17 protein-coding genes and 1 pseudogene are annotated in these 23,959 nt (G+C 60.6%); 6 read left to right on the forward strand and 12 right to left on the reverse strand.

The features are described 5' to 3' along the window. Positions 1–11 precede the first annotated feature (11 nt). From MSL71_RS16200 to MSL71_RS16235, 8 genes and pseudogenes are all read right to left on the reverse strand, one after another. Positions 12–1,541, reverse strand: coding sequence for a sigma-54-dependent transcriptional regulator (locus tag MSL71_RS16200; RefSeq protein WP_180142280.1), 1,530 nt, complete (start codon positions 1,539–1,541; stop codon positions 12–14). Between the two features lie 353 nt (positions 1,542–1,894). Beyond that, the gene (gene ettA, locus MSL71_RS16205; RefSeq protein ID WP_180142281.1) at positions 1,895–3,577 is read right to left on the reverse strand and encodes an energy-dependent translational throttle protein EttA; all 1,683 of its coding nucleotides are present in this window, start codon (positions 3,575–3,577) and stop codon (positions 1,895–1,897) included. 389 nt (positions 3,578–3,966) lie between these two features. Then, positions 3,967–4,650, reverse strand: coding sequence for a zf-TFIIB domain-containing protein (locus MSL71_RS16210; protein ID WP_180142283.1), 684 nt, complete (start codon positions 4,648–4,650; stop codon positions 3,967–3,969). Positions 4,651–4,833: 183 nt separating this feature from the next. Beyond that, on the reverse strand, positions 4,834–5,967 hold the full coding sequence (locus MSL71_RS16215; RefSeq protein WP_180142285.1) for an SPFH domain-containing protein: 1,134 nt from the start codon (positions 5,965–5,967) through the stop codon (positions 4,834–4,836). Positions 5,968–6,189: 222 nt separating this feature from the next. Then, entirely contained in the window at positions 6,190–6,786 is a 597-nt protein-coding gene (locus tag MSL71_RS16220; RefSeq protein ID WP_180142287.1) for a DUF2914 domain-containing protein, read from the reverse strand. A gap of 54 nt (positions 6,787–6,840) precedes the next feature. Continuing rightward, positions 6,841–7,134: pseudogene (locus tag MSL71_RS16225) on the reverse strand (hypothetical protein); the annotation flags it as partial. Positions 7,135–7,320: 186 nt separating this feature from the next. Further along, positions 7,321–7,806 (reverse strand): YchJ family protein, encoded by a 486-nt coding sequence (locus MSL71_RS16230; protein WP_180142292.1) that lies wholly within the window; start codon positions 7,804–7,806, stop codon positions 7,321–7,323. A gap of 128 nt (positions 7,807–7,934) precedes the next feature. Beyond that, on the reverse strand, positions 7,935–10,091 hold the full coding sequence (locus MSL71_RS16235; protein WP_180142294.1) for a DEAD/DEAH box helicase: 2,157 nt from the start codon (positions 10,089–10,091) through the stop codon (positions 7,935–7,937). 296 nt (positions 10,092–10,387) lie between these two features. Here MSL71_RS16235 and MSL71_RS16240 point away from each other — a divergent pair, with 296 nt between their 5' ends. Both MSL71_RS16240 and MSL71_RS16245 read left to right on the forward strand, forming a co-directional pair. After that, positions 10,388–12,136, forward strand: a complete 1,749-nt coding sequence (locus tag MSL71_RS16240; RefSeq protein WP_180142296.1) for a caspase family protein — start codon at positions 10,388–10,390, stop codon at positions 12,134–12,136. 502 nt (positions 12,137–12,638) lie between these two features. Then, positions 12,639–13,628: a hypothetical protein gene (locus tag MSL71_RS16245; RefSeq protein WP_180142298.1), complete on the forward strand. Its 990-nt coding sequence runs from the start codon at positions 12,639–12,641 to the stop codon at positions 13,626–13,628. 417 nt (positions 13,629–14,045) lie between these two features. Here MSL71_RS16245 and leuB read toward each other — a convergent pair whose 3' ends face one another. Further along, the gene (gene leuB / locus MSL71_RS16250; protein ID WP_180142300.1) at positions 14,046–15,128 is read right to left on the reverse strand and encodes a 3-isopropylmalate dehydrogenase; all 1,083 of its coding nucleotides are present in this window, start codon (positions 15,126–15,128) and stop codon (positions 14,046–14,048) included. A 314-nt stretch (positions 15,129–15,442) separates the two neighbouring features. Between leuB and MSL71_RS16255 the strand changes: the two genes are divergently transcribed. From MSL71_RS16255 to MSL71_RS16270, 4 genes are all read left to right on the forward strand, one after another. Beyond that, positions 15,443–15,937 carry a TrmO family methyltransferase domain-containing protein gene (locus MSL71_RS16255; RefSeq protein ID WP_180142302.1) on the forward strand — a complete coding sequence of 165 codons (495 nt, stop codon included), beginning with the start codon at positions 15,443–15,445 and terminating at the stop codon, positions 15,935–15,937. A gap of 96 nt (positions 15,938–16,033) precedes the next feature. Next, positions 16,034–16,255, forward strand: coding sequence for a MerR family transcriptional regulator (locus MSL71_RS16260; RefSeq protein ID WP_180142305.1), 222 nt, complete (start codon positions 16,034–16,036; stop codon positions 16,253–16,255). A 30-nt stretch (positions 16,256–16,285) separates the two neighbouring features. After that, positions 16,286–17,500, forward strand: a complete 1,215-nt coding sequence (locus tag MSL71_RS16265) for a MerR family transcriptional regulator (protein ID WP_180142306.1) — start codon at positions 16,286–16,288, stop codon at positions 17,498–17,500. 316 nt (positions 17,501–17,816) lie between these two features. Further along, positions 17,817–19,097, forward strand: coding sequence for a GNAT family N-acetyltransferase (locus MSL71_RS16270; protein ID WP_180142308.1), 1,281 nt, complete (start codon positions 17,817–17,819; stop codon positions 19,095–19,097). A 315-nt stretch (positions 19,098–19,412) separates the two neighbouring features. On the opposite strand, the gene MSL71_RS16275 is transcribed toward MSL71_RS16270, so the two are convergent. The 3 genes from MSL71_RS16275 to MSL71_RS16285 all read right to left on the reverse strand — a co-directional run bounded on the left by MSL71_RS16275 (position 19,413) and on the right by MSL71_RS16285 (position 23,924). Further along, positions 19,413–20,372 (reverse strand): bile acid:sodium symporter family protein, encoded by a 960-nt coding sequence (locus MSL71_RS16275; protein WP_180142310.1) that lies wholly within the window; start codon positions 20,370–20,372, stop codon positions 19,413–19,415. A 639-nt stretch (positions 20,373–21,011) separates the two neighbouring features. Then, positions 21,012–22,643 carry a PfaD family polyunsaturated fatty acid/polyketide biosynthesis protein gene (locus tag MSL71_RS16280; RefSeq protein ID WP_180142312.1) on the reverse strand — a complete coding sequence of 544 codons (1,632 nt, stop codon included), beginning with the start codon at positions 22,641–22,643 and terminating at the stop codon, positions 21,012–21,014. A 303-nt stretch (positions 22,644–22,946) separates the two neighbouring features. Then, positions 22,947–23,924 carry a GlxA family transcriptional regulator gene (locus MSL71_RS16285; protein ID WP_180142315.1) on the reverse strand — a complete coding sequence of 326 codons (978 nt, stop codon included), beginning with the start codon at positions 23,922–23,924 and terminating at the stop codon, positions 22,947–22,949. Positions 23,925–23,959 lie beyond the last annotated feature (35 nt).

Raw genomic sequence — 23,959 nt, forward strand, 5'->3', positions numbered from 1 at the left:
TGGCCCGTGCGCTATTCAAGGGGGGCGGACGGGCAGGCATCGTCTTTTTCCGGCTCTGCGGTGGACCAGCCGAGTCGGGAGATGCCGTACTTCTTCATCAGGGTGTACAAACGGGTCCGCCCGAGACCGGAGACCTGGCAGGCCTCTTTGATGTTTCCACGGGTGACCCGCATGAGGTGCTTGAGATAGGCCTGGTCTGCCTGGGTGAGCACCTCTTCCCGGGAGGGCATCTCGTCGGCCTGTGACGGAAGCACCGGGGAGGGGGCAGGGGCAGGGGAGAGCAGCGGGGGAACCGCGGTGAGCCCTTCGGGTTTTTTCTCGACCTGGTACGCGGTGGTGGCCTGCGGGGGCATATCTCCCGCCAGGTTGGCCCGGGCCACGTGGACCCGAATGGCATCGGGCAGGTGCATGGGAAAGAGGATGGGCTCTTCCCCTGCTTTGCTGATGGCCCCTTCAAGGGTGTTGACCAGCTCCCGGATGTTACCGGGCCAGCTGTAGGCACAGAGCACCTGGAAAAAATCCGGGGAAAAGCCCTTGGGCTCGATGCCGAAGTTCCGGCAGATGGCCCCGGTGTGGTAGAGGATGATGGCCTGGATGTCCTCGGGGTGCATGCGCAAAGGGGGCAGCTCAATGGCCACGGTGCGGAGCCGGTAGAGGAGGTCGTTTCTAAAGGTGCCTTCGGCCACCATCTTGTCCAGGTCCCGGTTGGTGGCCGCCACCAGCCGGAAATCACTTTTCTGCTCGATGCGGCTTCCCACCGGGCGGTAGCACTTCTCCTGAAGGACCCTTAAGAACACCTTCTGCAGGGGCAGGTCCATTTCCCCCACCTCATCTAAGAAGAGGGTGCCTCCGTCGGCCTGCTTCACCAGGCCTTCCGATGTTTTTTCAGCCCCGGTAAAGGCGCCCTTTTCATGGCCGAACAGGGCACTCTCCTTTAAGGTCTCGGGCAGGGCCGCGCAGTCCACCACCACAAAGCGGTTCTCTTTGCGCTTGCTGTTGTTGTGGACGGCCCGTGCAAAGAGCTCCTTGCCGGTGCCTGTCTCCCCGGTGATGAGCACGCTGGCGTTGTTTCGGGCGGCATGGGCCAGGGTGGTGAGGCAGTCGTGGATCACGGGGCTGCTGCCGATGATCCCCTGGCTGTCCACGGGGTCCTCCTTGACCGAGGAGGCCTTGAGGTTCTCCCTGTACTGGAGGGCCCGGCTCAGGGTGAGGGTGATCTCTTTTAAATTAAAAGGCTTCTGGAGGTAGTCCCATGCCCCGTTTTTGATGGCCATTTCCGCGCCGTCGGCATCGCCGGCACCGGTGATGATCACCACCTCGGGTTCTCCCGGGGTGCTGCGGATGCGGCGCACCAGTTCCAGGCCGCTTCCGTCGGGAAGGCCGACGTCGAGGAAGACGAGATCAAAGGCCGCGCTCTCCAGTTGCTGCAATCCCTCGGTGAGGGTCTGCCGGGACATGGAGCGGTGGCCTTCCCTTCGGATGAAGGCTTCAAGGATTTCACAGATCTGTTGGTCGTCGTCGATGATGAGGATGGTGGCCATGGGCAATGCATTCTCCCCGAATCAGAAGATGGCGTTGGTGAAGAGTGACGGCGGCGCAAACGATGTGGGTGTGAACCACAGGGGGCAGGGCCGAAAGATACTTGAAATACAAGCTGATTCTCGGTCTTTGTTTCGAAGCCCATCGCCGTCGGTCACGTCGGGTGCTTCGGATTTATTGTGGGTATATAACAATCTATATAACAAATTTTATCAACTCTGCAATCACTTATCAATGAAGGGATCGCCGCAACGGGGCGTGTTTCCCGGGGCGGTGAACATCTTTCATCGGAACGCCGTGCCCTCTTGGAGAGGGCCGACGGAAAAGGCGCCGTGCCTTCCGTCGGCCCCGACGGTTATCGGGTCAGGTGCCGGTACTTGATCCGATGGGGCTGGTCCGCGTCGATGCCCAGGCGCTTCTTGCGGTCCTCTTCATACTCGGAGTAGTTGCCGTCGAACCAGACCACCTGGCTGTCCCCTTCAAAGGCGAGGATGTGGGTGACGATGCGGTCCAGGAACCAGCGGTCGTGGCTGATGACCACGGCGCATCCCGCAAAGTTCTCCAGGGCCTCTTCCAGGGCTCGCATGGTGTTGACGTCCAGGTCGTTGGTGGGTTCGTCAAGGAGAAGGACGTTGGCGCCCTCCTTGAGCATGCAGGCCAGGTGCACGCGGTTTCGCATGCCGCCGGAAAGGGCGCCTACTTTTTTCTGCTGGTCGGAACCGGAAAAATTGAAGCGGGAGACGTAGGCCCGTGAGTTGACCTCGCGGTTGCCCAGGGAGATGGTGTCCTGGCCTCCTGAGATCACTTCCCAGATGCTCTTGTCCCCGTCCAGGCTGTCCCGGCTCTGGTCCACGTAGGCAAGCTTCACGGAGCTGCCGATGTTGATGGTGCCGTCGTCCGGGGTGTCCTGGCCGGTGATCATGCGGAAGAGGGTGGTCTTGCCCGCGCCGTTGGGGCCGATGACCCCCACGATGCCGCCGGGGGGGAGCATGAAGTTCATGTTCTCCACCAGGAGTTTTTCACCGTAAGCCTTGGCCACCTTGTCGGCCTCGATGACCATGTTGCCGAGGCGGGGTCCGGGGGGAATGAAGATCTCCATCTCCTGCTCACGCTGCTTGGTGTCCTCGTTGAGGAGCTTTTCGTAGGCGGTGATACGGGACTTGGATTTGGCGTGCCGTCCCTTGGGGCTCATGCCGATCCACTCCAGCTCCCGGGCGAGGGTCTTCTGGCGGTTGCTCTCCTGTTTCTCTTCCTGGGCCAGGCGCTTGCCCTTCTGGTCCAGCCAGGAGGAGTAGTTTCCTTTCCAGGGAATGCCTTCGCCACGGTCCAGCTCCAGAATCCAGCCCGCCACGTTGTCCAGGAAGTAGCGGTCGTGGGTCACGGCGATGACGGTGCCCGCATAGCGCTGGAGGTGCTGTTCCAGCCAGCCAACGGTCTCGGCGTCAAGGTGGTTGGTGGGTTCGTCAAGGAGAAGGATGTCGGGTTTCTGGAGCAGCAGGCGGCACAGGGCCACGCGGCGCTTTTCACCCCCGGACAGCACACTGACCTTGGCGTCGGCGGGCGGGCACCTCAGGGCGTCCATGGCCATCTCCAGGCGGGAGTCCAGGTCCCAGGCGTCCAGGTGGTCCAGCTTCTCCTGCACCACGCCCTGGCGGGCAATGAGCTTGTCCATGGCGTCGTCGTCCATGGGCTCGGCAAATTTTTCGCTGATCTCATCGTACTCCTTCATGAGATCCACCACTTCCTGAACGCCCTCCTTGACCACTTCGATGACCGTGCGGTCTTCGTCCAGCAGGGGCTCCTGCTCCAGGTACCCGATGGAAAAGCCGTCGGACAGGATGGTCTGGCCGTCGAACTCGGTGTCCACCCCTGCCAGGATGCGCAGCAGGGAGGATTTCCCGGAGCCGTTGAGGCCCAGGACGCCGATCTTGGCCCCATAGAAATAGGAGAGAGAGATGTTTTTGAGCACCGGTTTTTTATCGTAGTATTTGCTCACACGGATCATCGAGTAGATGACCTTGTTGCCTTCATTTGACATGGAATCACTCCTTGGGTGGCGAGGCGGGGGCCCGTTATGGATAAAAAAACGGGGTGGTCCCGGCCCTTGTGTTCAGATGGCGCGTCGTTAAAGATACCGCGCGTGCGTGGCCCCTTTTCTGCCGCATAACCGAGGTAACCTACCAGACTCCTTCGAAACTCGCAAGTATCTGGTGCGCAAAGGGTCCCGGCTTTCCGGGGGGCTGACTCATTTTCCGGGCTGACGGGGCAAAGGCGGAGGGGAAAATGCCGGGATGGGGCGATGAAGGTGAAAGGTTCAGACAGGTTGTCGGTGGGATGTGTGGGGCCCCAAAGGGGCTTGCGCCCCTGGGGCGATGAAGGCGGGGTATGGACCGTCGGTCCATTCAGTATTCAGCGTGTCACAACGGCTTATCTCACCAGCCAGCGGATGACGCGGCCCACCATGGTGAAGAGGTCCGGGTCGCTGTGGCGCAGGGTGGACCCGTAGGTGTCGAAGCCCCCGCCGCCGTGGACTGTGGTGGCCCGCCGGACCTTGATATCCTCCCGGGCGTCCATCTTTCGCTTCATGGCCTCGCGCTGGTCGTTGTACATCTGACCGCCGGCTTTGACCCATTCCAGAAGATGCCGGAGTTCTCCACCGTCCAGCCAGAGCCCGTGGTCGGGGCAGCGGTCGATGATCACACCGCTTCGCTGGCCGAAGTTGACGCGGTTCATGACCGTCTCGCACACCGGGCACTTGATGTAGGAGATGCCGTACTCGTCGTGGCGCTGCAGGGCGTAGAGCTCTTTGAGCTTCTTGTGGTTGACGTGGCCCACGTTTTTCACCGTGGCCTTGATGAGGGCTTCGAGCTCACCGGCATCAAAGAACATGCCCATGCATTTTTCGCAGCGCTCGATGAGAAAGGTGCCGCCGATCTTGAGGTCGATGGTCTTCATGGCCTTCTCACACCTCGGACAGATGCGCTCTTTTTCAGGGGCCACCTCGGTGTACTCGTGGATGCCGGACAGGTCGGTGTCGTTTCGGGTGCCGCAGTAACTGCAGACAATGGTGTCCGCAGGGATGGGGGCTGAGCAGTTTTTGCAATTGGCCATAAGTCAAACTCTGTGGGGTGATGAGGATGTCAACAATTGGGGGCAGCACTTCCGCTTGCCTCCGGCGAGTCGCTTTTTTGGAAAAAAGCCCCGCAAAACATGTTCCGATTGGCGCCGAAGCCCTTGGGCGAAGGCAGATGAAACCCCTTGCCCCCGGCAGGGCGCCGGGGACGTGTTGGTCTATCAAGGCAGCGGGGGCGGCCCGTCTTCCAGGAGGAGCCTGAGCTCCTGGAGATCGACGGCCTTTTCCCAGCCTTCCATGCCTTTGCGCCAGACCAGGGTCTCTTTGGTAACCGCCTTGTCCCGGATCATCTCGTGGATGATCTTGGGGGAAAAGGGGCCCTTTTGCTCCCCGCCGATGCCCAGGTAATACGTGATGGCTTCCTGGCGGGGCAACGGGGGCGGGACGGCGGCGCCGGAGGAGGGCGGGGCCGCCGCAGGCTGGCTGGCCTGGGATGCCTGGTCGGCCATGGTCCGGGTCATCTGGTTGGCCATGGCAAAGCCCATGCCCATGCCCACCCCTGCCGAGGCATCCCCCGAGGGGTTTTCCGCGGCTTTTTCCAGGGCGTTGGCGGCCTGAAACTTGGTGTAGGCGTCCAGATCCCCCACGATGCCCATGCTGGTGCGCTTGTCCAGGGCCTCTTCCACGGCCTTGGGCAGGGCGATGTTTTCGATGAGGAGCTTGGTGAGGTCCAGGCCGTAGGCGGAAAACTCTCCGGCAAGCTTGGCGGTGACCCAGGCAGAGAGCTCGTTGTAGTTGGCCGCCAGGTCCAGCACCGGGATCTTGCTTTCGGCCAGGAGGTCGGCAAAGCGGGTGATGACCATGCTGGTGAGCTGGCCGGTGATCTCCTCCACGGTGAAGTGCCCCTCGGTGCCGGCGATCTCCGTGATGAAGGCCTTGGGGTCAGAGACCCGGACCACGTAGGTACCGAAGGAGCGAAGGCGCACCGGGCCGAATTCGGGGTCCCGCAGGGTGATGGGCTTTTTGGTGCCCCACTTGATGTCCGTGAAGTTTCGGGTGCTTAAGAAGTAGACTTCGGCTTTAAAGGGGCTGTCAAAGCCGTGATACCACTTCTGCAAGGTGGTGAGGACGGGCAGGTTGCGGGTGGTGAGACTGTAAAGCCCCGGCCCGAAGACATCGGCGATGCGGCCTTCGCTGACAAAGACCGCGGCCTGGGACTCCCGGACGGTGAGCTTGGCCCCGTACTTGATTTCGTTCTGGTACCGCGGGAACCGCCACACCATGGTGTCCCCGGAGTCGTCCAGCCAGTCGATGACATCGACCAGTTCACCTTTCAGCTTGTCCCAAAGAGCCATGTGGGTCCTCCTTCCTCGTGATGGGGCCGTCATGCGGCCGGTTACGGAGCCGGGAACGTGTGCGCCTTATTTCATATGTCGGATAAAGGCGCATCGGACTTTAAACGTGCCGTAACTCTTCAGCTTATGTTTGCCTCCGGCGGCCCTGCCGGAGGCAGGCTGAATAGTTACCACGTGTCTCCGGTTGTGTCCGGCCGGAGGCACGTGGTGTCCACCGCTTGGCTATTCCACGGAAAAATCGGTCTGGGCCAGCAGGGTTCCGTCCTCGGCCAGGATTTCAACACGCCAGGGCGCAGGAAGGGCAGGGCTCATGGCCTTGGAACTCCAGGTACGCCAGGACGCGGAGGCGCCGATGGTCAGGGGCACTTCGGCCACGCGCTCACCGTCACGGTACCAGACATGGGTGATGGTGGTGGGCTCGGGCGAGACAATGCGGCTGTGGCAGAACAGGCGCGGGGTGTCCGTGGAGAAGAGGGTCCCGGTCTCAACGGGCTCACGTTCCACAATGTTTGTCGCGATGACCATCTCCGAGACACTCACAAGGATGGGGATGTTTTGCTCTTCGGCCGGTTCCATGTCTGCGGCGGTATCAAGGTCCTCGGAGGTCATGGGCTCCGGGGGCAGAGGGACGGCCTCAGTCTCAACATCGGCTTCAGCGTCGGCGTCAACGGCCGTGGACTGAGGGGTGGTGTCGGACTGGGCCGTGAAGATCGCCTCGCCTGGGTTGGCGTCGTCCAGGGTGGGCGCGGCGGAGGCAAACGAGCCGACAAAGCACAGGGAAAAAACGGCAATGAGAAGCGGTGTAAACAATTTCAACATGTTTCTTTCCTTTCGACTGGGATGCCAGGGGAGGGGGCCCCAAGGCATCGGGTTCTATGGAGCGAAGGTTGCCTTATAGTAATCTTCGTGAAATCCCACCACAATCCGGTCTTTCAACCTGAGGGTGGGGGCGCGCAGGTTGCCGGACGGCCCCATGGCCGCCTTGAGGATGGCCTCTTTGTTCTCGTCGCCGGCCTGCCACTCCGTCACCTTTTTACCCCGGGCCGTGACCACAAGGGGGCGTGTTGAGAGGATGGCCCAGGCTGCATCGGCGTCAATGCGCTCTTTTCGCGCATCCACGACCTCTTTGGGGGCGAGGTTCAGGGGCCCAAGAAACTCCTGGGTCTTGGTGCAGGACGTTCAGCCTTTTCGAAGGTATGCCCATTCAATCATGATATGCTCCTTAACGTGATGGTTGGGTGTGACATGTGTGGGAGACCCACAGGGTGCCGGAGCAGGAATCTCCGGCGGAAGAGGGGAAGGGAAAGCCCTCGGCAGGAGGGCTTTCCCGGAATGAAACGGATTACCGCCGTGCTATCCGCAGCATTTTTTGAACTTTTTGCCGCTGCCGCAGGGGCAGGGGTCGTTGCGGCCCACCTTGGGACCCTGGCGGACAACGGTCTCGGGGACAACGCCCACGCCGTCATCAAAGTACCAGGCACCCTCGACCTTCACGAAGCTTGCCAGCTCGTGGTGGCGAGCCTTCTCGCCTTTGACGGCGTAGTTGGCGATGAACTCCACCTGGCCCGTCTCGTCGCCTTCGCCGCCCTTGTCCGTGCGAACCACTTCCAGGTTGAACCACTCGGATTTGGCCGCCCAGTTTTTGGTCTGGCGCTCGTCATGGGTGTGTCGCTTGTCGGGGTGGATGGACTCCTTCAGGAAATCGGTTTCCACCTTGGCGTAGGCGCTGTATCGGGCGCGCATGAGCTGCTCTGCCGTTTCAGCGGCTTTTTCGCCCCTGATAATGGGTCCGCAACAGGTATCGTAAGCCGCATCAAGTCCGCATGGGCATGGTTCCATGAATTTACTCCTTCAAGTCTGTATCGTTGCTTCGTCTTTTTGGCCCCTTGTGCATGGGCCGGATCATCACAGGTTACCCTCGTGAGGTCCTATATAAATAAAATGACGCATAAAGTAAACGCCCAGCATTATACGGGAGAACCGGCAACGGGCCCCTCCCTGTGCTCGGGCATCTCTTCCAGGGTGGTGACGATGGGGTCCCTCATGATCGCCCTCTTTGCCTCGGCTGCTGCGGCCGCTGCCTGGGGGAAGACCGCTGAGAGGGCCGCGATGTGGTGCAGGTTGTCGGCGGTGCGCAGGACCAGCCTGGAGAGATCTCCTTCCTGAAGGCCGGAGAACCTCACCACATCGTTCCACGGGGTGCCCGAGGCCCAGAGGTACAGGGTGGCTGCCGGGTGGAGGTAGAGAAAGGGGACGTTGAATCCCCAGTCCAGCATCTCCCGGGCAAAGGGGGTGAGCCCTTTTCTGATGGTGAGGAAGGTGCGGATGAGCTCTTTGGGCAGGGCGCTCCGGTCAATGCTCTCGTCGTCCCGCTCCCTCTCGTTTACAAAGGAGGCCACCATGGCCGTCATGAGGGCCGGGTCTTCGGGGAAGAGCTTCAGGCGGAAGCACTCGCCCACCAGAAGGGGCGAGTCGATGCGCAGGCGGGAAGCCCACTCCCCGTCGGCGGTGAGGCGGTTGTCGTCGTCCACGAACCCCTTGAACTTCAAAAATTCCAGGTGGAGGGTGAAATCCTCCCAGAGACGCCTGTTGTTTCGGCCTCTGCCCCGCTTTTTCTCCAGCAGGAAGGAGGCAAAGGATTTGTCCAGGAGCCCTTCGATCTGGTGGGGGCTGTGGGAGAGCAACAGGTTCAGCACCATGGAGAAGTTGATGCGGATCTGGCTCTCCACGCGTTCGGGGGCCTGGTTGGTGAGGCGCGCCAGGTGCCGGAGGTCGTTGAACTTGCCGGGCAGGATCACGGCAAAGCCTACCTTGTCCTTGCCACGCCGTCCGGCTCGGCCCGTCATCTGGTTGTATTCGGAAGAAGACAGGGGCATGAACTCCACGCCGTTGTAACGGTCCGAGTTCATGATCACCACGCTCCGGGCGGGGAAGTTCACCCCGGCGGCCACGGTGCTGGTGGCGAACATGGCGTCTAAGAGCCCTTCGTTCATGAGGGTCTCGATGACGATCTTCCAGCCCGGGAGCTGCCCGCTGTGGTGGGCGCCCACGGCCAGGTGCTCCAAATGGTAGCGCTGCTTGTGGCGACTGAGATGGGGGTGGGCCGTCAGGATCTCCTCCACACGCTGGGAGAGAAGATCGGCTCGGGCCGGGTCCCCGGCCAGGATTTCACCGGAGCAGAGCTCCAGGGCTCCGTTGCAGTCGGCCCGGGACTTCATGAAGAAGATGGCGGGCAGCAGCCGGTATTTTTTCAGGACCTTCATGATCTCGCCCATGGGGGGCAACCGGTTGGGGGGCGCCAGAATGGGGGGATTGTCCTGGTTGACGTAGGCGTTGACCTTTTTATACAGCCCCACGCTTCCCCTGCTCCCCTTCTGGCTTACCAGGGGAAAGAGGGTGCCCGAGGGGTGAAAAAACAGGGGGTGCAGAGGCACGCTGCGCTTGGTCTCTTCGATGACCTGGACCTCCCGGCCCCTTAAGTCGGTGAGCCAGTCCGCGATCTGGCGGGCATTGCCCACGGTGGCCGAGAGCAACAGCAGGGGAATCCGTGAGGGCAGGTAGATCATCACCTCTTCCCAGACCACGCCGCGGTCGGCGTCCCCCAGGTAGTGGGCTTCGTCCATGACCACCAGGTCGGTGGTGAGGTCCCGGCCGGTGTGCATGGCATCGTAGAGCTGGTTCCTCAGGATCTCGGTGGTGCCCACGATGATGGGGGCGTCCGGGTTGTCCTTGATGTCGCCCGTGAGGATCCCCACGCTCCCTTTGCCGAAGAGATCGCAGAAACGGCTGAAGATGGTGTTGGTCAGGGCCTTTAAGGGCGTGGCGTACCAGCACCGCTCTCCCCGCTCCAGGGCACCCATGATGACCTGCTCGGCAATCCAGGTTTTGCCCGACCCCGTGGGGGCCGTGACCAGGCAATCCCCATGACGAACCGCCTCCACCGCTTCCAGCTGAAATCGGTCCGGAGAAAAAGGACGGGCCTCCGGGGTGCCTATCTGCTCAAAAATGGGTTTCAGCCGCGCATCGGAGCCGGCCTTGATGGTGGGTGCGAATTTTTTTCTGGGCGGCCGGCGGTGTCTCCGGCGCTTGGGGTGGGGACTGCGTCTGTGGTAATTCTGTGTCATAGGGTGAGGTCTCTAACCAGCCATAGGCTATGGATACAACGTTTATCATGGATGGCACGCCCGAAGCGTCGGATCGTGTCCGGTTGCGGGCGGCGCTCAAGTCATTTGTTTGCATATTTTTTATCAACAGCCCACTTTATCATATCCAGCCGTGTTCTGTACCACCAAAAGTCCCTTGTCATGGCCCGGGCAGTTCAGAAAGGGATGGCGTTTGCCGATACCTAAAAATAGAAGAGGGGAGGCCCTTGTGTCGGCAAAGGGCTGGTCGTGCGAACCCAAATCGTCTGGAGTGGCTTGTGAAACGTGTGTTGCCTGCCTTGGTTGTTCTGTGCCTTTTAAGCGCCTGTACCCAAAAACGCTTTGCCTTTGAATTCGCCGGGGTGCCTGTTCCAGGACCCGACGGCCCATGCCGCGTGCACGTGGCACAGGAAGGGGACGGGCAGCCCGGGTTTCGGGTGACGGCGGTGCGGCTTGTGCCGGAGCGGATTGCCAAGACCCGTGTGGAAGCACGGGGCGTAAACCGCTGGGAGATCCACGGATACGAACCCGACGTCCGGCTGATCCTGGGCAGCGCCCTCTCCACCGTGGCAGGGGTTGTGGTGACCCCGGTTATGTGTGTCAAAGGTCTCTTCACGGGCTGGGGGGAGCCCGACGGGGAGGAGGCCATGCGGCAGCGGGTTGTGGACAGCCACCTGCGCTCCTGGCTCTTTATGGGGTACCTGTGGGCCCCGGTGGACTATGATGTCCTGGATCGGCGCCGGGTCATCCAGGAGACCGGAACCGTCCGCGAACAAAAGGTCTGGGGGGACATCCGGGTAACAGCCATGGACGATCAGGGGCGCTCGGTGGAGACCCTGGCCCTGGGAGACGGCCACTATCGCCCGGACGTCACCGATGCCCTCCTTGAATCGCGCACCCTGTATGTGAGCGTCTCCTGCGAGGGTGACTCCGATGCCCTCTCCCTGGACCTGCTCCCCTGGTACCGAAAACACTATGAGCTTACCCCGAAGGAAGCCGCTGCCTTCGGACGCCTGGAACCCCATCACCGCCCCTACCTCCTGAAACTCCCCCCGGAGCTGCGCGCTGATTTCCTGGCCCTTTCCACGTCGGAGCGAAACAGGTTTGCAGAGCTGCTCCCACTTTCAGCCATCCGGGATCCCAGGGCGGTGGACGCAGCCCTGACGGCTGCTGTCGAAGGAGCCCCTCAACCCGTCGCCTCCTTTGACGATGATCTCCCTGCTCTCCTTAAAGCCAGCAGCACGGTGCAAAGGGATACGCGGAACTGGCTCTTTGCCATGGGCATCGAGGCCTACGACCAGACCGGCCCCATCACCTACTCACGCCGCAGCGCAGAGCTCTTTACCCAGGTGGCCATGAAGCGCCTGGGGGTTCCGCCTGAAAACGTCTTTCTCCTGACCGACGACGGGCAAAGCAACATCCCGGAACTTGCCTCCCGCACCTTTCCTGCCACCGCCGCCTCCATCAAGGACCAGTTTCGCTTTCTCCTGCGGGAGGCAGCCCGGGAAGATCGGATTTATCTCTATTACAGCGGTCACGGCCTGCCCTCCCTTACCCAGGACAGCGCCCCCCACCTTCTGGCCCGGGACCAGGCACCGGACTTTGTCCATACCGACCCCTTTTTCAGGGTAGACGCCCTGCTGGACGCCCTCTCCCAAAGCCGGGCCACAGAGGCCATCGTGTTTCTGGACAGCTGCTTTACAGGGGGCTCCGACGGCTCATCCGCCTTTGGCAACGGCCGGGCCGCCACCCGCCTCGTGCCCAAAGGGATAGAGGTCGATGACCGCCGCATGGCCGTTCTCACCGCCGGAACCGAACGTCAGTTCTCCAACATGTATCCGGAAAAAGGCCACCGGCTCTTCAGCTACTTTCTCATGAAAGAGCTGTGCCACACCCACCACACCCTGGAGAGCCTCTTTGAGCGCGTCCACGACCAGACCCGCCGCGTCAGCAGGGCCAGAGGCGGCACGCAACTCCAGGAACCGACCTTGAGGGGCAACGGCCGGTTGAAATTGCCGGGGAAGTAAAAAACTCCTTAGGCCTTCTATGGTTAAAATGGTGGAAAAAGCAGGCCTCCGGCGGCCAGGTGGGGGCACCTGGAAACCCTGTGGCGAATGCATGAAGTGTCTCGTCACTTGCCCACTGTCGAGGCATTCGCGTGAAGGATGACATCAGGCAACCTGTTTGAGGAGAGGCCTCATTTGGTCTTCGGAAAAAGTAACTATTCAGTTTTAAAAAACAGTCTCCGGCGGCAAGGTGTGCCACCTTGAAAGCTGGTTACGGATGCACTTTGTCCCTCGCTTGTCGCGCCGTAGCCAACCAGCGTTGGTCGAACGGTGTGGCATAGACAAGGGCGTAGGCGGATACCTCGGGCCAAGTTACATCCGTATTTGTGTCGGAAAAAACTTAAAATATAGTCTTAAAATCTGTTTGTTAAACTTTTCAAAAGTTTAGCCCCCGGCAGGGCCGCCGGAGGCTTTTATTAGACTTAGGGCGTGTGTGATGCGTTGTACAGGATGGATTGCGGGTGTGGTTATTCTGTTGGGTGGTCTCGGTTGCGGCGGGCCTGCCTGGTATGTGAACCGGGACCTTGCGGGGCCCGGGCATGTGCTGGTGGGGTACGGGCAGGGCGAGACCATGGCGGAAGCCCGGGCGGACGCGGCACGGGAGATTGCCGAGTCCTTGGGAGTCCGGGTCTCGTCCACGGGGGAGGTGGTGAGGGAGCAGGGATCTGACGGGGCGTCGGGCTCTGCCCGGTTCCGGGTTTCCCTTGTCAGCCGGTTTGTGCTGGACGATCTCACCCCGGTGAAGCACGGAAAGGCAGGGGGGACACATTTTGTGGCCCTGGCCTATGACAACCGCACGTTCATGCAAAAGCTCAGGGATGGTCGCATGGGGGATCGGGCTTCGGGGTACGTTCCTGCCTCCGGGTACAAGGCGAGCCTTCCCTTTTCGTACAGTCTTTCGTTTCTCGGCATTTTTCCCGATGACTACCGTGTGGTGAGGCGGCACGGCGGATGGGCCATGGCCCTTGAGGGAAACGTCTATCCCATTCCCCCCGAGGATTGGTTCCGGCAGCTTTTTGTGGAAAAGGCCGACAACCAGGGCTTGCGACTTGCCGTAACGCCTTCCGGTGTCTTGCGGTCGGGGCGCTGCTATCGGGTGTTTCTCTCCCCGCCCCACCCCACAGGCTACCTCAGCCTCTACCATGTCTCGGAATCGGGCCAGGCCCTCACCCTCATGGACAACCATCCCGTCACATCGTCTGCCCCCGTTGCTTACCCGGATGAGAGGCACTACTCGGGCCTGGAGGCCATTGCAACCGACGGCAACGGAAGCCGGGACATGCTCCTTGCCACCTGGTCCCAGGAGCCCATGGAGTCCCCTGTGACACCGCCCCCGGTGTCCGATACCCCGTGGCCCGATACGGATGCCCGCACCTTCAGCTACGGCGACCTGCTGGACGCCCTGAAAGATGCCCTCTGGGCGAGCCGGTTTGTGTGGATTCAAGGGTGGTAGGTGGCGTTTTTACCTTGGTCTTTCCGATTCGGGAGGCCGCGTCTCTCGAATTGCGGGGGCTCCACTTTCCAGCAAAATACCCTTCCTGTTTTTCCAACGCAAAACGGGACACCGCATAGGCTGTGTCCCGTTTCCACAATTGGGCCCTTGCGGGCACCAACCGGCCCATGGCGGGACCGGCTATACAGCGTTGGTGAGGGCAGCAGCGCCGCCCTCACCGTCCTGATTTCATGCCATCTCAGTACACAGAATCTTTGTGACCATACAGGTTATCCCCTCCCCGGACATCCCCATTTCTGTCCATATAGCGGGGTGGTGCCAATCTGCCCATATGATCTATAACCCACGGGCGCAGCCCCGGAGCATTCGCGAGCCTGGGCTCCAAGGGCTCAGCCCTTGGCCGCCGGAGGCACGGTTTTACATTTTTGCCAATTCGGCCACGATGGCGTCGCCCATGGCGGCGGTGCCCACCACGGCGCTGTTCTCGCGGGCGATGTCCGCGGTGTGGGTGCCGGCTTCGAGGACGTTGGAGATGGCCGCTTCGATGGCATCTGCCGCTTCGCCGAGGTCCAGGCTGTAGCGCAGCATCATGGTGGCGGAGAGGATCTGGGCGATGGGGTTGGCCACGCCCTGACCCGCGATGTCGGGGGCGGAGCCGCCTGCGGGCTCGTAGAGGCCGAAGCCGTCGGCGTTTAAGCTGGCCGAGGCCAAAAGGCCCATGGAACCGGTGAGCATGGCGCACTCGTCGGAGATGATGTCCCCGAACATGTTGGAGCAGACGAGGACGTCAAACTGGTGAGGGTCTTTGACCAGCTGCATGGTGGCGTTGTCGATGTAGATGTGGTCCAGGGTTACCTCGGGGTACTCCTTGGCCACTTCGTTGACCACTTCACGCCAGAGCACCATGGTGGTCAGGACGTTGGCCTTGTCCACGCTGGTGACTTTTTTGTTGCGCTTCATGGCGGCGTCAAAGGCGTTTCTGGCGATGCGTTCGATCTCGGCGCGGGTGTAGATCATGGTGTCGAAGGCGGTCTCGTCGGCGCCTTCGCCGTGGCGGCCTTTGGGCTCGCCAAAATAGATGCCGCCGGTGAGCTCGCGGACGCAGAGGATGTCAAAGCCGTCCTTGGCGATGTCGGGCCGCAGGGGGCAGGCGTCCACCAGGGTCTTGAAGACCTTGGCAGGGCGCAGGTTGCAATGGAGCTTGAAGTGTTTCCTCAAGGGCAGCAGGGCGCCGCGCTCGGGCTGCTCGGCCGGGGGCAGGTGCTCCCACTTGGGGCCGCCAACGGAGCCGAAGAGGATGGCGTCGCTCTCCTCGCAGATCGTGACAGTGGGCTCGGGCAGGGCCTTGCCCTGATTGTCGATGCCTGCGCCGCCCACGTCCGCCCAGGTGTAGGCGAGTTCAAAACCGAATTTTTTCTGGGCCGCGTCCAGGACCTTCACCGCTTCGTCCATCACTTCGGGGCCGATTCCATCACCGGGTAAAACCGCAATCTTTTTCATCACATCACCATGTAAAATGAGTCTTGCCGAATTCGTCATGTGGATTCGGCGGGGGTTCGGGCCTTCGGAGAGTGACTCCGGACCGGCTTATATCGCAGGCGTATGCCGTATTAACCAATACTGTATGGGCTGTAGTATTGTTTAAGTCGGTGGGGTTTGTCAAGGCGTATGTCATTCCAGTTCAGGCATCCGGCTTGTTGACCTGAGGGAAGAGCAAGATGGGCAAACCGGAAAGCAATCCCGGAAAAGTAAGGCCCTTGGGTTCTGGTGTATTCATCTCTTCATTTGATGAACCCAGAATCCAAGGAGTGACCATGACAATCGATTCAACGAGAGAAACCTATTCCATTTGCCCCGTGGGCCGGGTGCATGAAGAGGCTGAAGGGGGCTTTACCCTGCAGGTGGGCAAGGCTTTCAGAGAGGCCTTAAAAGAGCTTCACCGATTCAGCCACGTGCAGGTGTTCTGGTGGGCCACCGGCCATGACACCCGGGAAGACAGGGCGCGTCTCCTGACGGAGCTTCCCTATGCAGAGGGCGTTGAGGCCGGCGTTTTTGCCTGCCGCTCTCCGTATCGGCCCAACCCCATGGCCGTGACCACCTGTGCCTGCCTTCATGTGGATATGGAAGGGGGCATCATCCGGGTTCCCTGGATCGATGCCCACGACGGCACCCCCATCATCGATCTGAAACCCTATATCCCGGTGTCGGACAGGGTGCGTGAGGCCGTGGTGCCGGAATGGTTCCGAAACTGGCCCCAGTGGCATGAAGACGCATGGCAGCTCGAAGAGATGTTCGGGGCCTGCGAATGACCTGAAAAAACCTTTGACCTGTCTACAGGTTTATAGGCTACTGAGTGGAGCCGGATAGAGTGTTGAGTTGACGGAACAGATGAAAGGAACAAGGTCATGTACACCGTTTCCGATGTCACGAAAAAGCTCGGCATATCCCGCTCCACGCTTTTCCATTACGAGAGGGGCGGTTTGGTTGTGCCTGAAAAGGATCCGGTGAACGGATACCGGCTTTACTCGCAGGGTACCCTGGACCGGCTTGTGATGTTGACGCAGTTCCAGAAGGCGGGTTTTTCCCTTGCCGAGTGCGGGTGTTTAATGGACGACGAACCATCTTGAGATGACAGAGCAGATGAAAGGAACAAGGTTATGTACACCGTTTCCGATGTCACGAAAAAGCTCGGCATATCCCGCTCCACGCTTCTCTATTACGAGAGGGGCGGTTTGGTTGTGCCTGAAAGGGATCCGGTGAACGGGTACCGGCTTTACTCGCAGGGTGCCCTGGACCGGCTTGTGATGCTAAAGCAGCTCCAGAAAGCGGGATTTTCCCTTGCCGAGTGCCGACACTTTATGGACGGCGACCCTGATATGGCGCTTATCCGGGAGCGGCTCGTGCATCTGGAAAAAGAGCTGGTGGAGATGACGGTGGCCCGGGACCTGCTTCGTTCCCTTTATCATCGGATCACCGGGGATGCCCCGCCTGAGATGGCTCCAGCCGATGCACGGGAGTGGCATGCAGAGTTTGAAAAACGCTCGGCAGATGCGCATGCGGCCTGGTTGCGAAAGATGGGGTTCAGTGAAAAGGAGGCCCTCTACATTCGCTGGGTATCGCGGGACATGCACGACAACGCCACCTACGTGAATCATTTTTTTCACGTCTTCGAACAGATGAAGCGCCAGGGGCCGGGGAGCACCGAGGCGACCCTCAAGGCGTTTGGCAGCATCTGTCATCCGGAGGCAATCCGTTCCATCCTCGATATCGGATGCGGCTCCGGCTCGGCTTCCCTTGTCCTGGCCGCGGCGTGCGGCGCACATATCACGGCCGTGGACAACCACCAGCCGTTTCTGGATCGTCTTCAAGGAGAGGTGACCCGCCGGGGATTGGAAGATCGGATCACCCCCCTTAACATGAGCATGCACAGCCTCGACTTTCCGGAGAATCACTTTGACCTTCTGTGGGCCGAGGGCAGTGCCTACATTGTTGGCGTGGAGGAGGCCCTTTCTCTGTGGCGCCCCCTTATCCGCGACGGCGGCTACCTCTTCCTGAGCGACGCCGTATGGCTTACCCGCAAACCTTCCAAAGCCTGCCAGGACTACTGGCGTATTGAATACCCCCGGATGACCGACCCCGACACACGAAAAAAGCAGGCGGAAACCCTGGGCTATGAGGTCGTGGACACCTTTATCCTTCCGCGCAGGGACTGGCAGGATTTTTACAGCGACATGAAAGCCACCGTTAAAAAGACCGTCGAAACCTTTGGCATGAGCCGCGCCCTCCGGGAGATGACAGACGAGATTGTCCTGGATGAAACCCATGGCGACGAATACGGATATGTCTGCCTGCTTTTGCAAAAAAACAAGTAACCACTGGGTACCTCCGGCGGCCAGGAGCCTTTTGCTTTGTGTGGCTTCGCCCTCTTTGGCCCCCATGGCGATGCCATGAAACGAAAAATCGAGTGTGATCGGGCTCAGGCGCGTAGGCCGGGAGCATTCGTGATCGGGCCCAGGGGGGTGGTCAAGCCACTTTGGCAATAGGCCCTGGCCGTCGCAGGGAACTGAACTATTGAGAGAATTCGTAAGGGTAAAGCGCCTGGTATTGCTTTTGGCTCCAATAAAGACAAATGGTTTAGGGATCAAAAAAAGACATTTAATTGTGTGGAAATCCTAAGGAAAGATAAGAATGAATACTGACTATAAAATACGCCGCGCAGAATCCAAGGACGATGGAAAACGCCTTCACGACCTTTTTCAGGAGGTCTTTCACCCGGAGGAGGTGGGGGTGCTGGCAGAGACCATGTTCCATCACCTTCCGGGCATGACAAAGGAGAAATGGTTCATTGCGGAGGAGAAGGCCACCGGCCGGGTTGTCTCGGCCTTTGCCCTCATCCCCTGGGCCTGGGAGATGGAAGGGGTGCCCCTGAAGGTGGCGGAGATGGGCATCGTGGGGACCCTTGAAGCCCACCGGGGCAAGGGGTTGATGCGGCTGTTGAACAAAGAGTTCAACCAGGCCCTTGTGGACGAGGGGGTCGACCTTGCCGTGATCCAGGGGATTCCCGGGTATTACCATCGGTTCGGGTTTCACTACGCCGTGGAGATGGAGAACCATATCAACCTGCACCTGGCGGCCCTCCCCGGGAAACCCGAATCCCCCTGCTTTGGTTTCAGGCGGGCGGGGGTGGAGGATATCCCTTTTCTAATGGCGAAAGATGAGGCCTACCGGAGCGCCTACGCCATTGCCGTGAAACGGACGGAAGCAAACTGGCGGTACCTGTTTTCAGAAAGCCTGAAAACGGAGTACGGCTCGGAGTTCTGGGTGATGACGGAACCCAAGGGCGAGGCTTCCCATTACTTTCGTATCGCCTTGAACGGGTTCGGCAAGGGCCTTATTGTGAGTGAAGTCAGCGAAGGCGTTGACGAGGTCGCGGCACAAGAGATTCTTTCGTTTTGCAAGGAAAAAGCCCTGGAAAGGGACAAACCCTATGTCCGCCTCAACCTGCACCGGGAATCCACGTTGGGAAAGATCGCCCGGTCCATGGGCGCCCCGGAGAGTCTTCCTTACGCCTGGCAGGTGAAGGTGGTGGACAAAGAAGCCTTTCTGAAACGCATGGCCCCGGTCCTGGAGCGCAGACTGGCGGAAAGCCTTTTCCCCAGCTACACAGGCACCCTGCGGCTCAACCTGTTCGACTCCGGCATCGATCTTGCCTGGCAGGACGGTAAGCTTCATCACATCGGCCCGGCAACAGGCGAGGACTGCGATGCCATGATGAGCATGACCGACGATCTGTTTGCCCTGCTCTGCCTGGGCCATCGCTCCTGGCAGGAGATCCGCCACATCCGGCCCGATATCTTTCCGGATCTTATTTACGTGGATCCGGCCGTGTGCCCCGCCTCGGGCCGCACCGCCCGTCTGGTGGATGCCCTGTTTCCCAAGCGGATGTCCTGGGTCTATTGCCAGTACTAAAAACTGCCTCCGGCGGCGAGGGTGGCAAAGCCACAATAGCGAAAACACCTCGAAAGCTGATTGCCATTGCGCTTTGCCCTTCGTTCCTCAGGGCAAAGCGCAATGGCCTTCGGCTCGGGCTACGCCCGACATAAGCGCTGATGGTTTGTGCGGACTGACTCAGACGTTTCGACGTCTCAGGATACGTTGTTGCCACTTGTCCATTATCCATGTAACCGCAATGCCTCCGGCTGCCAGGTGAACCACCGTGAAAGCTTATTGCGCTTGGGCATGTTGCGTAGGGGCTCCGCCCTGGAGCATGTGCGAAATTGAGGGCTACTCCGTTGTCAGGACGGGGCAGCCCTCTTTTTTTTCTTTTCGTGCATCCAGGGTGGTCCACACCGTGGCCAGGAAGGATCCTGACAGGTTGTGCCAGAGGCTGAAGATGGCGCCGGGAAGGGCCGAGGCCGCGGTGAAGTATTTGATGGAGAGGGCCACGGCAAGGCCGGAGTTCTGCATGCCCGCTTCGATGGCGATGGTTCTGCATGTTTTTTCATCGAGCCCCAGGAGCTTGGGAAGGCCGTAGCCCGCTGCCAGGCCGCATCCGTTATGAAGGATGATGGCCAGGGTCAGGGGAAGGGCCAGGGTGGAGAGCCTGGGCTGGTTGAGGCCGATGATGATGCCGATGAGCCCCACGATGGTCACCACCGAGATGAGGGGAAAGACCGGCTGGACTTTTTCCAGGTGCTCCTGAAAGAGGGTGTTGACGAGGATGCCTGCGGCCACCGGGACCACGACGATCTTGAGGATGCTCAGGAACATGGGGAGCATGGCCACGGGCACGGTGGCTCCCACATAGAGCTGGGTGAGCAGGGGCGTGAGGAAGACCGCCAGAAAGGTGGAGGCTGCGGTCATGACGATGGAAAGGGCCACGTCTCCACCGGCCAGGAAGGCCACCACATTGGAGGCCGTGCCCCCGGAGACGCTTCCCACCAGGACCATGCCCACCATGAGCTCGGGGGACAGGCCCAGGGCCCTGGAGATGAGAAAGGCGGCCAAAGGCATGATGAGGTACTGGATGGAGACGCCCAGAAGGATCACGTGGGGGCGCTTGAGGGGCTCCTTGAAGTCCCGGGCGCGCAGGGTGGCGCCCATGCCGAACATCACCACCATGAGCAGGGGGACGATGAGGGGCTTGAGCTGGGCAAAGTGCTGGGGAAACCGGGCTGCCACCACACAGATGAGAACGGCCCAGACCACAAAGAGTCGGTTAAATCGTTCGATCCACTTAAGCATGACACGTGTACTCCTGATAAAAAAAGTTGGGGCTTTGTCACGACCCGGGGTGCTCTAAAAACCATGGGGCGAAGGCGGAATCGTGACCTGTGCCTTTGGGCCAGACGACCGGCAAAGGGCACTTGGGTTTGTAGACCGGTTTGAGACGTCAAGTAAACAAGAATTCCAGGGGGCTGGGGTGTCATGTCTTGCTGTGATGCGTGGACGGGGCATGGGATGTTGATAATGGGGTGGCAAGGGAACGCAAGTCGTGGAATCAAGGGCGAATGTGCGTTTGACCAAAGACTCTGCCAGGAGGTGTCGGTTGCAGTGCTCACACCTTGCAGGTGTGAAGCATGGCAGCAGAATAGGCTAAATTTGTGGGATGAAATGATTCTAAGCGTGGAGGCTGAGCCTCAAGGCATCATTCCCAGGCGGAGCCTGGGAACGAAAGGAGCCATATACAGTCAAGCCAATCCCACATGCCCGGCATCGTGTTTCCAGAAGAATGAAATGGGCCTCTCCTGCATAAACGGTTGCCACATGCCACACCCCACGCGAATGCTCCGAAAACGTTTGCATGATGTCTGCCTTCAAGCATTCGCCATAGGGTTTCCAGGTGCCTCCACCTGGCCGCCGGAGGCTTTTTTAAACACGTGCTCAGCGGATTTCCACGGAGCACCGGGCAAGGGCTTCCCGGGTTTTGGGGAGGAACCGGATCCCGGCAAGGCTGGGGTACTGGCTGGCCAGGATGCGGGAGCGGGCTTCCACGGAGGCGCCCACCAGGAGGTTGAAGGCCACGGTGGTGACGTCCCGGTTGTCGGGGGAGGCCAGGGGCGTGCCCTTGGTCCAGGCGTTGAAGGCGCCGATGGCGGGCCCGCACCAGATCTGGTAGTCCCCGGAGCGCTCCGGGATGCCCCGGATGGCCCAGAGGGAGGCCTGGCCGAGGTAGCTTCGGAAGATCAGGGCCATGCGGTGCTTGGGGTCGGACTGGGCCTTGGCCAGCTGGGAGGGGTCCCGCTCTTCAAAAAAAGCTTTCGTCTCCTGCCATACCTGCTCCAGGGGCTTGCCCAGGATTTTTTTCTCCACAAACACACGATCGGACTCGGGCAGGGCCTCAATGCTCGAGTGCTCCTTGTAGAGGGCAAAGAGCTTGGCCGCGCGCATGGCGAACATGGTGCCGCGTTTGAGCACCTGGACCTTGCCCCCCATCTCGAACATGTCGGCGGCAGGCGCCATGGTGACGTCGGCCTGGCGGGCCTGGGCCAGGGCGGCCTTGACCGGCTCTGCGGTTCCCGCCTCCACGCAGGCCTGGTTGATGGTACCGGTGAGGACGTAGTCGGCACCCATGGCGTAGGCTGCGGTGGCGGATACGGGCGCGGAGATACCCCCGGCAAGGCCCACACCGATCTTTTCAGGGTATCCGTGGGTCTCCATGAGGCGGTCCCGCACGGCCTGGATGGCCGGAAGCAGGGCCAGGGCAGGGCGGTTGTCGGTATGGCCCCCGGAGTCGGCCTCGGCCGTGATGTCGTCGGCCATGGGGATGCGGGGGGCCAGGGCCAGTTCGGTGTCGGTGATGAGGCCCCTGGCGTGGAGCTTTTTCAGGATCTCCGCAGGGGGCGGGCTCATGAATTTTTCAGCGAGCTCTTCCCGGGAGAGTTTCGCGATAACTTTATTGGGCACCGCCACCTGACCGTCCTTTTTCTGGTGGATGCCGGTGACGCGGTAACGCACCAAGGCCATGGTCATGGTGAGGAAGGCCGCGGCGCTGACGCAGCGGATCCCTTCGGAGAGGTAGAGCTCGCACAGGGCCATCTCCGCCTCGGGGGCGCCGTGGTGGTGGAGAAAGTTGAACCCAAAGGGAAACGGCTCAGCCGCAGCCGCTTGTTTCAGGCGGGCGATGGCCTCTTTGATGCGTGGGAGGGTGCAGCCGCCGGAACCGAAAAATCCCAGCATGCCGTTTTTCCCGGCAGCCTCCACCATGGCCTCGCTGGTGATGCCGTTGGCCATGGCCCCCATGATATAGGGAAAGCGCAGGCCGTGGCGCTTGAGAAAGCTCCGGGACCCCAGGGCGGAGATGGGCAGGGCGCGGACCGTGGCCAGGGCGGGGTGCCACTGGTCACCGGGTTTGTCGCACCCCAGGCGGATCTCTCCGGAGGTGTGGGCCTCGGGCCCGTTTCCCGTGTCCACCAGAAAAAAGGGGCTGTCGATGGTTTCAAGGGCTTTTCGGACATCCACGGCAGAGTCGTCGGGGGAGGTGGCGCGCCACCAGGAGGGTATGGATTCGAACATCGGGTTTTTCCACTTGGGTTCGTGCAGTGAGAGGACCATCAGGAGGGATGAGACCTCGGATGCTGTTTATGTATCCAGGCTCCGGCCTCACATCAGGGGCGATTGTCACTTCCTTGGGCGTGGGGTCTCCTGAACCATGGTGTTCAGGGGGAGCTGATCATATCGTGTGTCGGTTCGGTTTTCGGAAGGATTTACATGCTAAATGGTCTGGCTGTCAAGGATTCCTGTTCGGGGAACAGTGGGCGCCTGGCTGAAAACGGGTCGGATTGTGTGGCCTGTCCGGCGCGTTTCATGCCCGGTGATTCAGCGGGTACACCGGAATTTTTGACGGTATTCCCCGGGGCGCAACCCCGTTTCCCTGACAAATACCTTTCGTAAATAGCCGCTGTCCGCATATCCCGACTCCCAGGAAATTTCATCGAAACTCATATCGGTTGTCTCAAGCAGGTGCCGGGCGAGTTCCACCCTCAGGCGTTGCTGGTACGTCAACGGGGTTGTGCCTGTTGCCGCCTTGAATCGCCTCTCGAAATTGCGCAGGCTCATGCCGTGGCGGTGGGCCATGTCCGAGTATCGCAGGGGCTCGGCTGGGTGCCGCTCCAGGTCCTCCTGAATGTTTCGGATGGCGGTGTCGCCATGGTTTTTGGGGTGCCGAAAGGAAAAATAGGGGGCCTGGGAGGTTCTGCCCGTATCGCAGACAAAGGCTTTTGCCGTTTTACGGGCCACATCGGTTCCGCAGTAGCGTTCCACCAGGTAAAGGGAGAGGTCCACTCCGGCGCTCAGTCCTGCCGAACAGAAGAGGCGCCCCTCATGGGTGAGGATTTTTTCCGGTTGCAGGTCAACGGAGGGAAACAAGGCTCGGAACCGGTCTGCGGCAGCCCAGTGGGTGGTGGCGGTTTTCCCGTTCAGCAGGCCGGTTTCCGCCAGGAGAAAGGCGCCCGTGCAGATGCTGGCAAGGGAGGCCCCCTTGAGATAGTGCTCGTGTAACCAGGCGGCCACACGGGTTTCCCTGGGCCCTGCCGGGACAAACTCCCCATAGGAGCCGATGACGATGAGGTCCATGTCCCCGGATTTGTCCATGGCTCCGTGGGGCGTTACGTGCAGGCCGGTGCGCGTGGTGAAGGGCTTTCCGTCATTCGTGATGAGCGTGACCTCAAAAAGGGGCGCTTCCGGAAGGCCGTGGAGGCGGTTCCAGATGCAGCCTGCCTGGTGAAAAACATCCAGCGGGCCCGTAAAGGTGGATGCCACGGAGTGGTCAAAGGCCAGGATGGTGACCCGGATCATGCTGCCTCCCTTGGATTTGGCGTGATAGGCATGAG

The organism is Desulfoluna butyratoxydans (assembly GCF_900699765.1).
Taxonomy (GTDB): Bacteria; Desulfobacterota; Desulfobacteria; order Desulfobacterales; family Desulfolunaceae; genus Desulfoluna; species Desulfoluna butyratoxydans.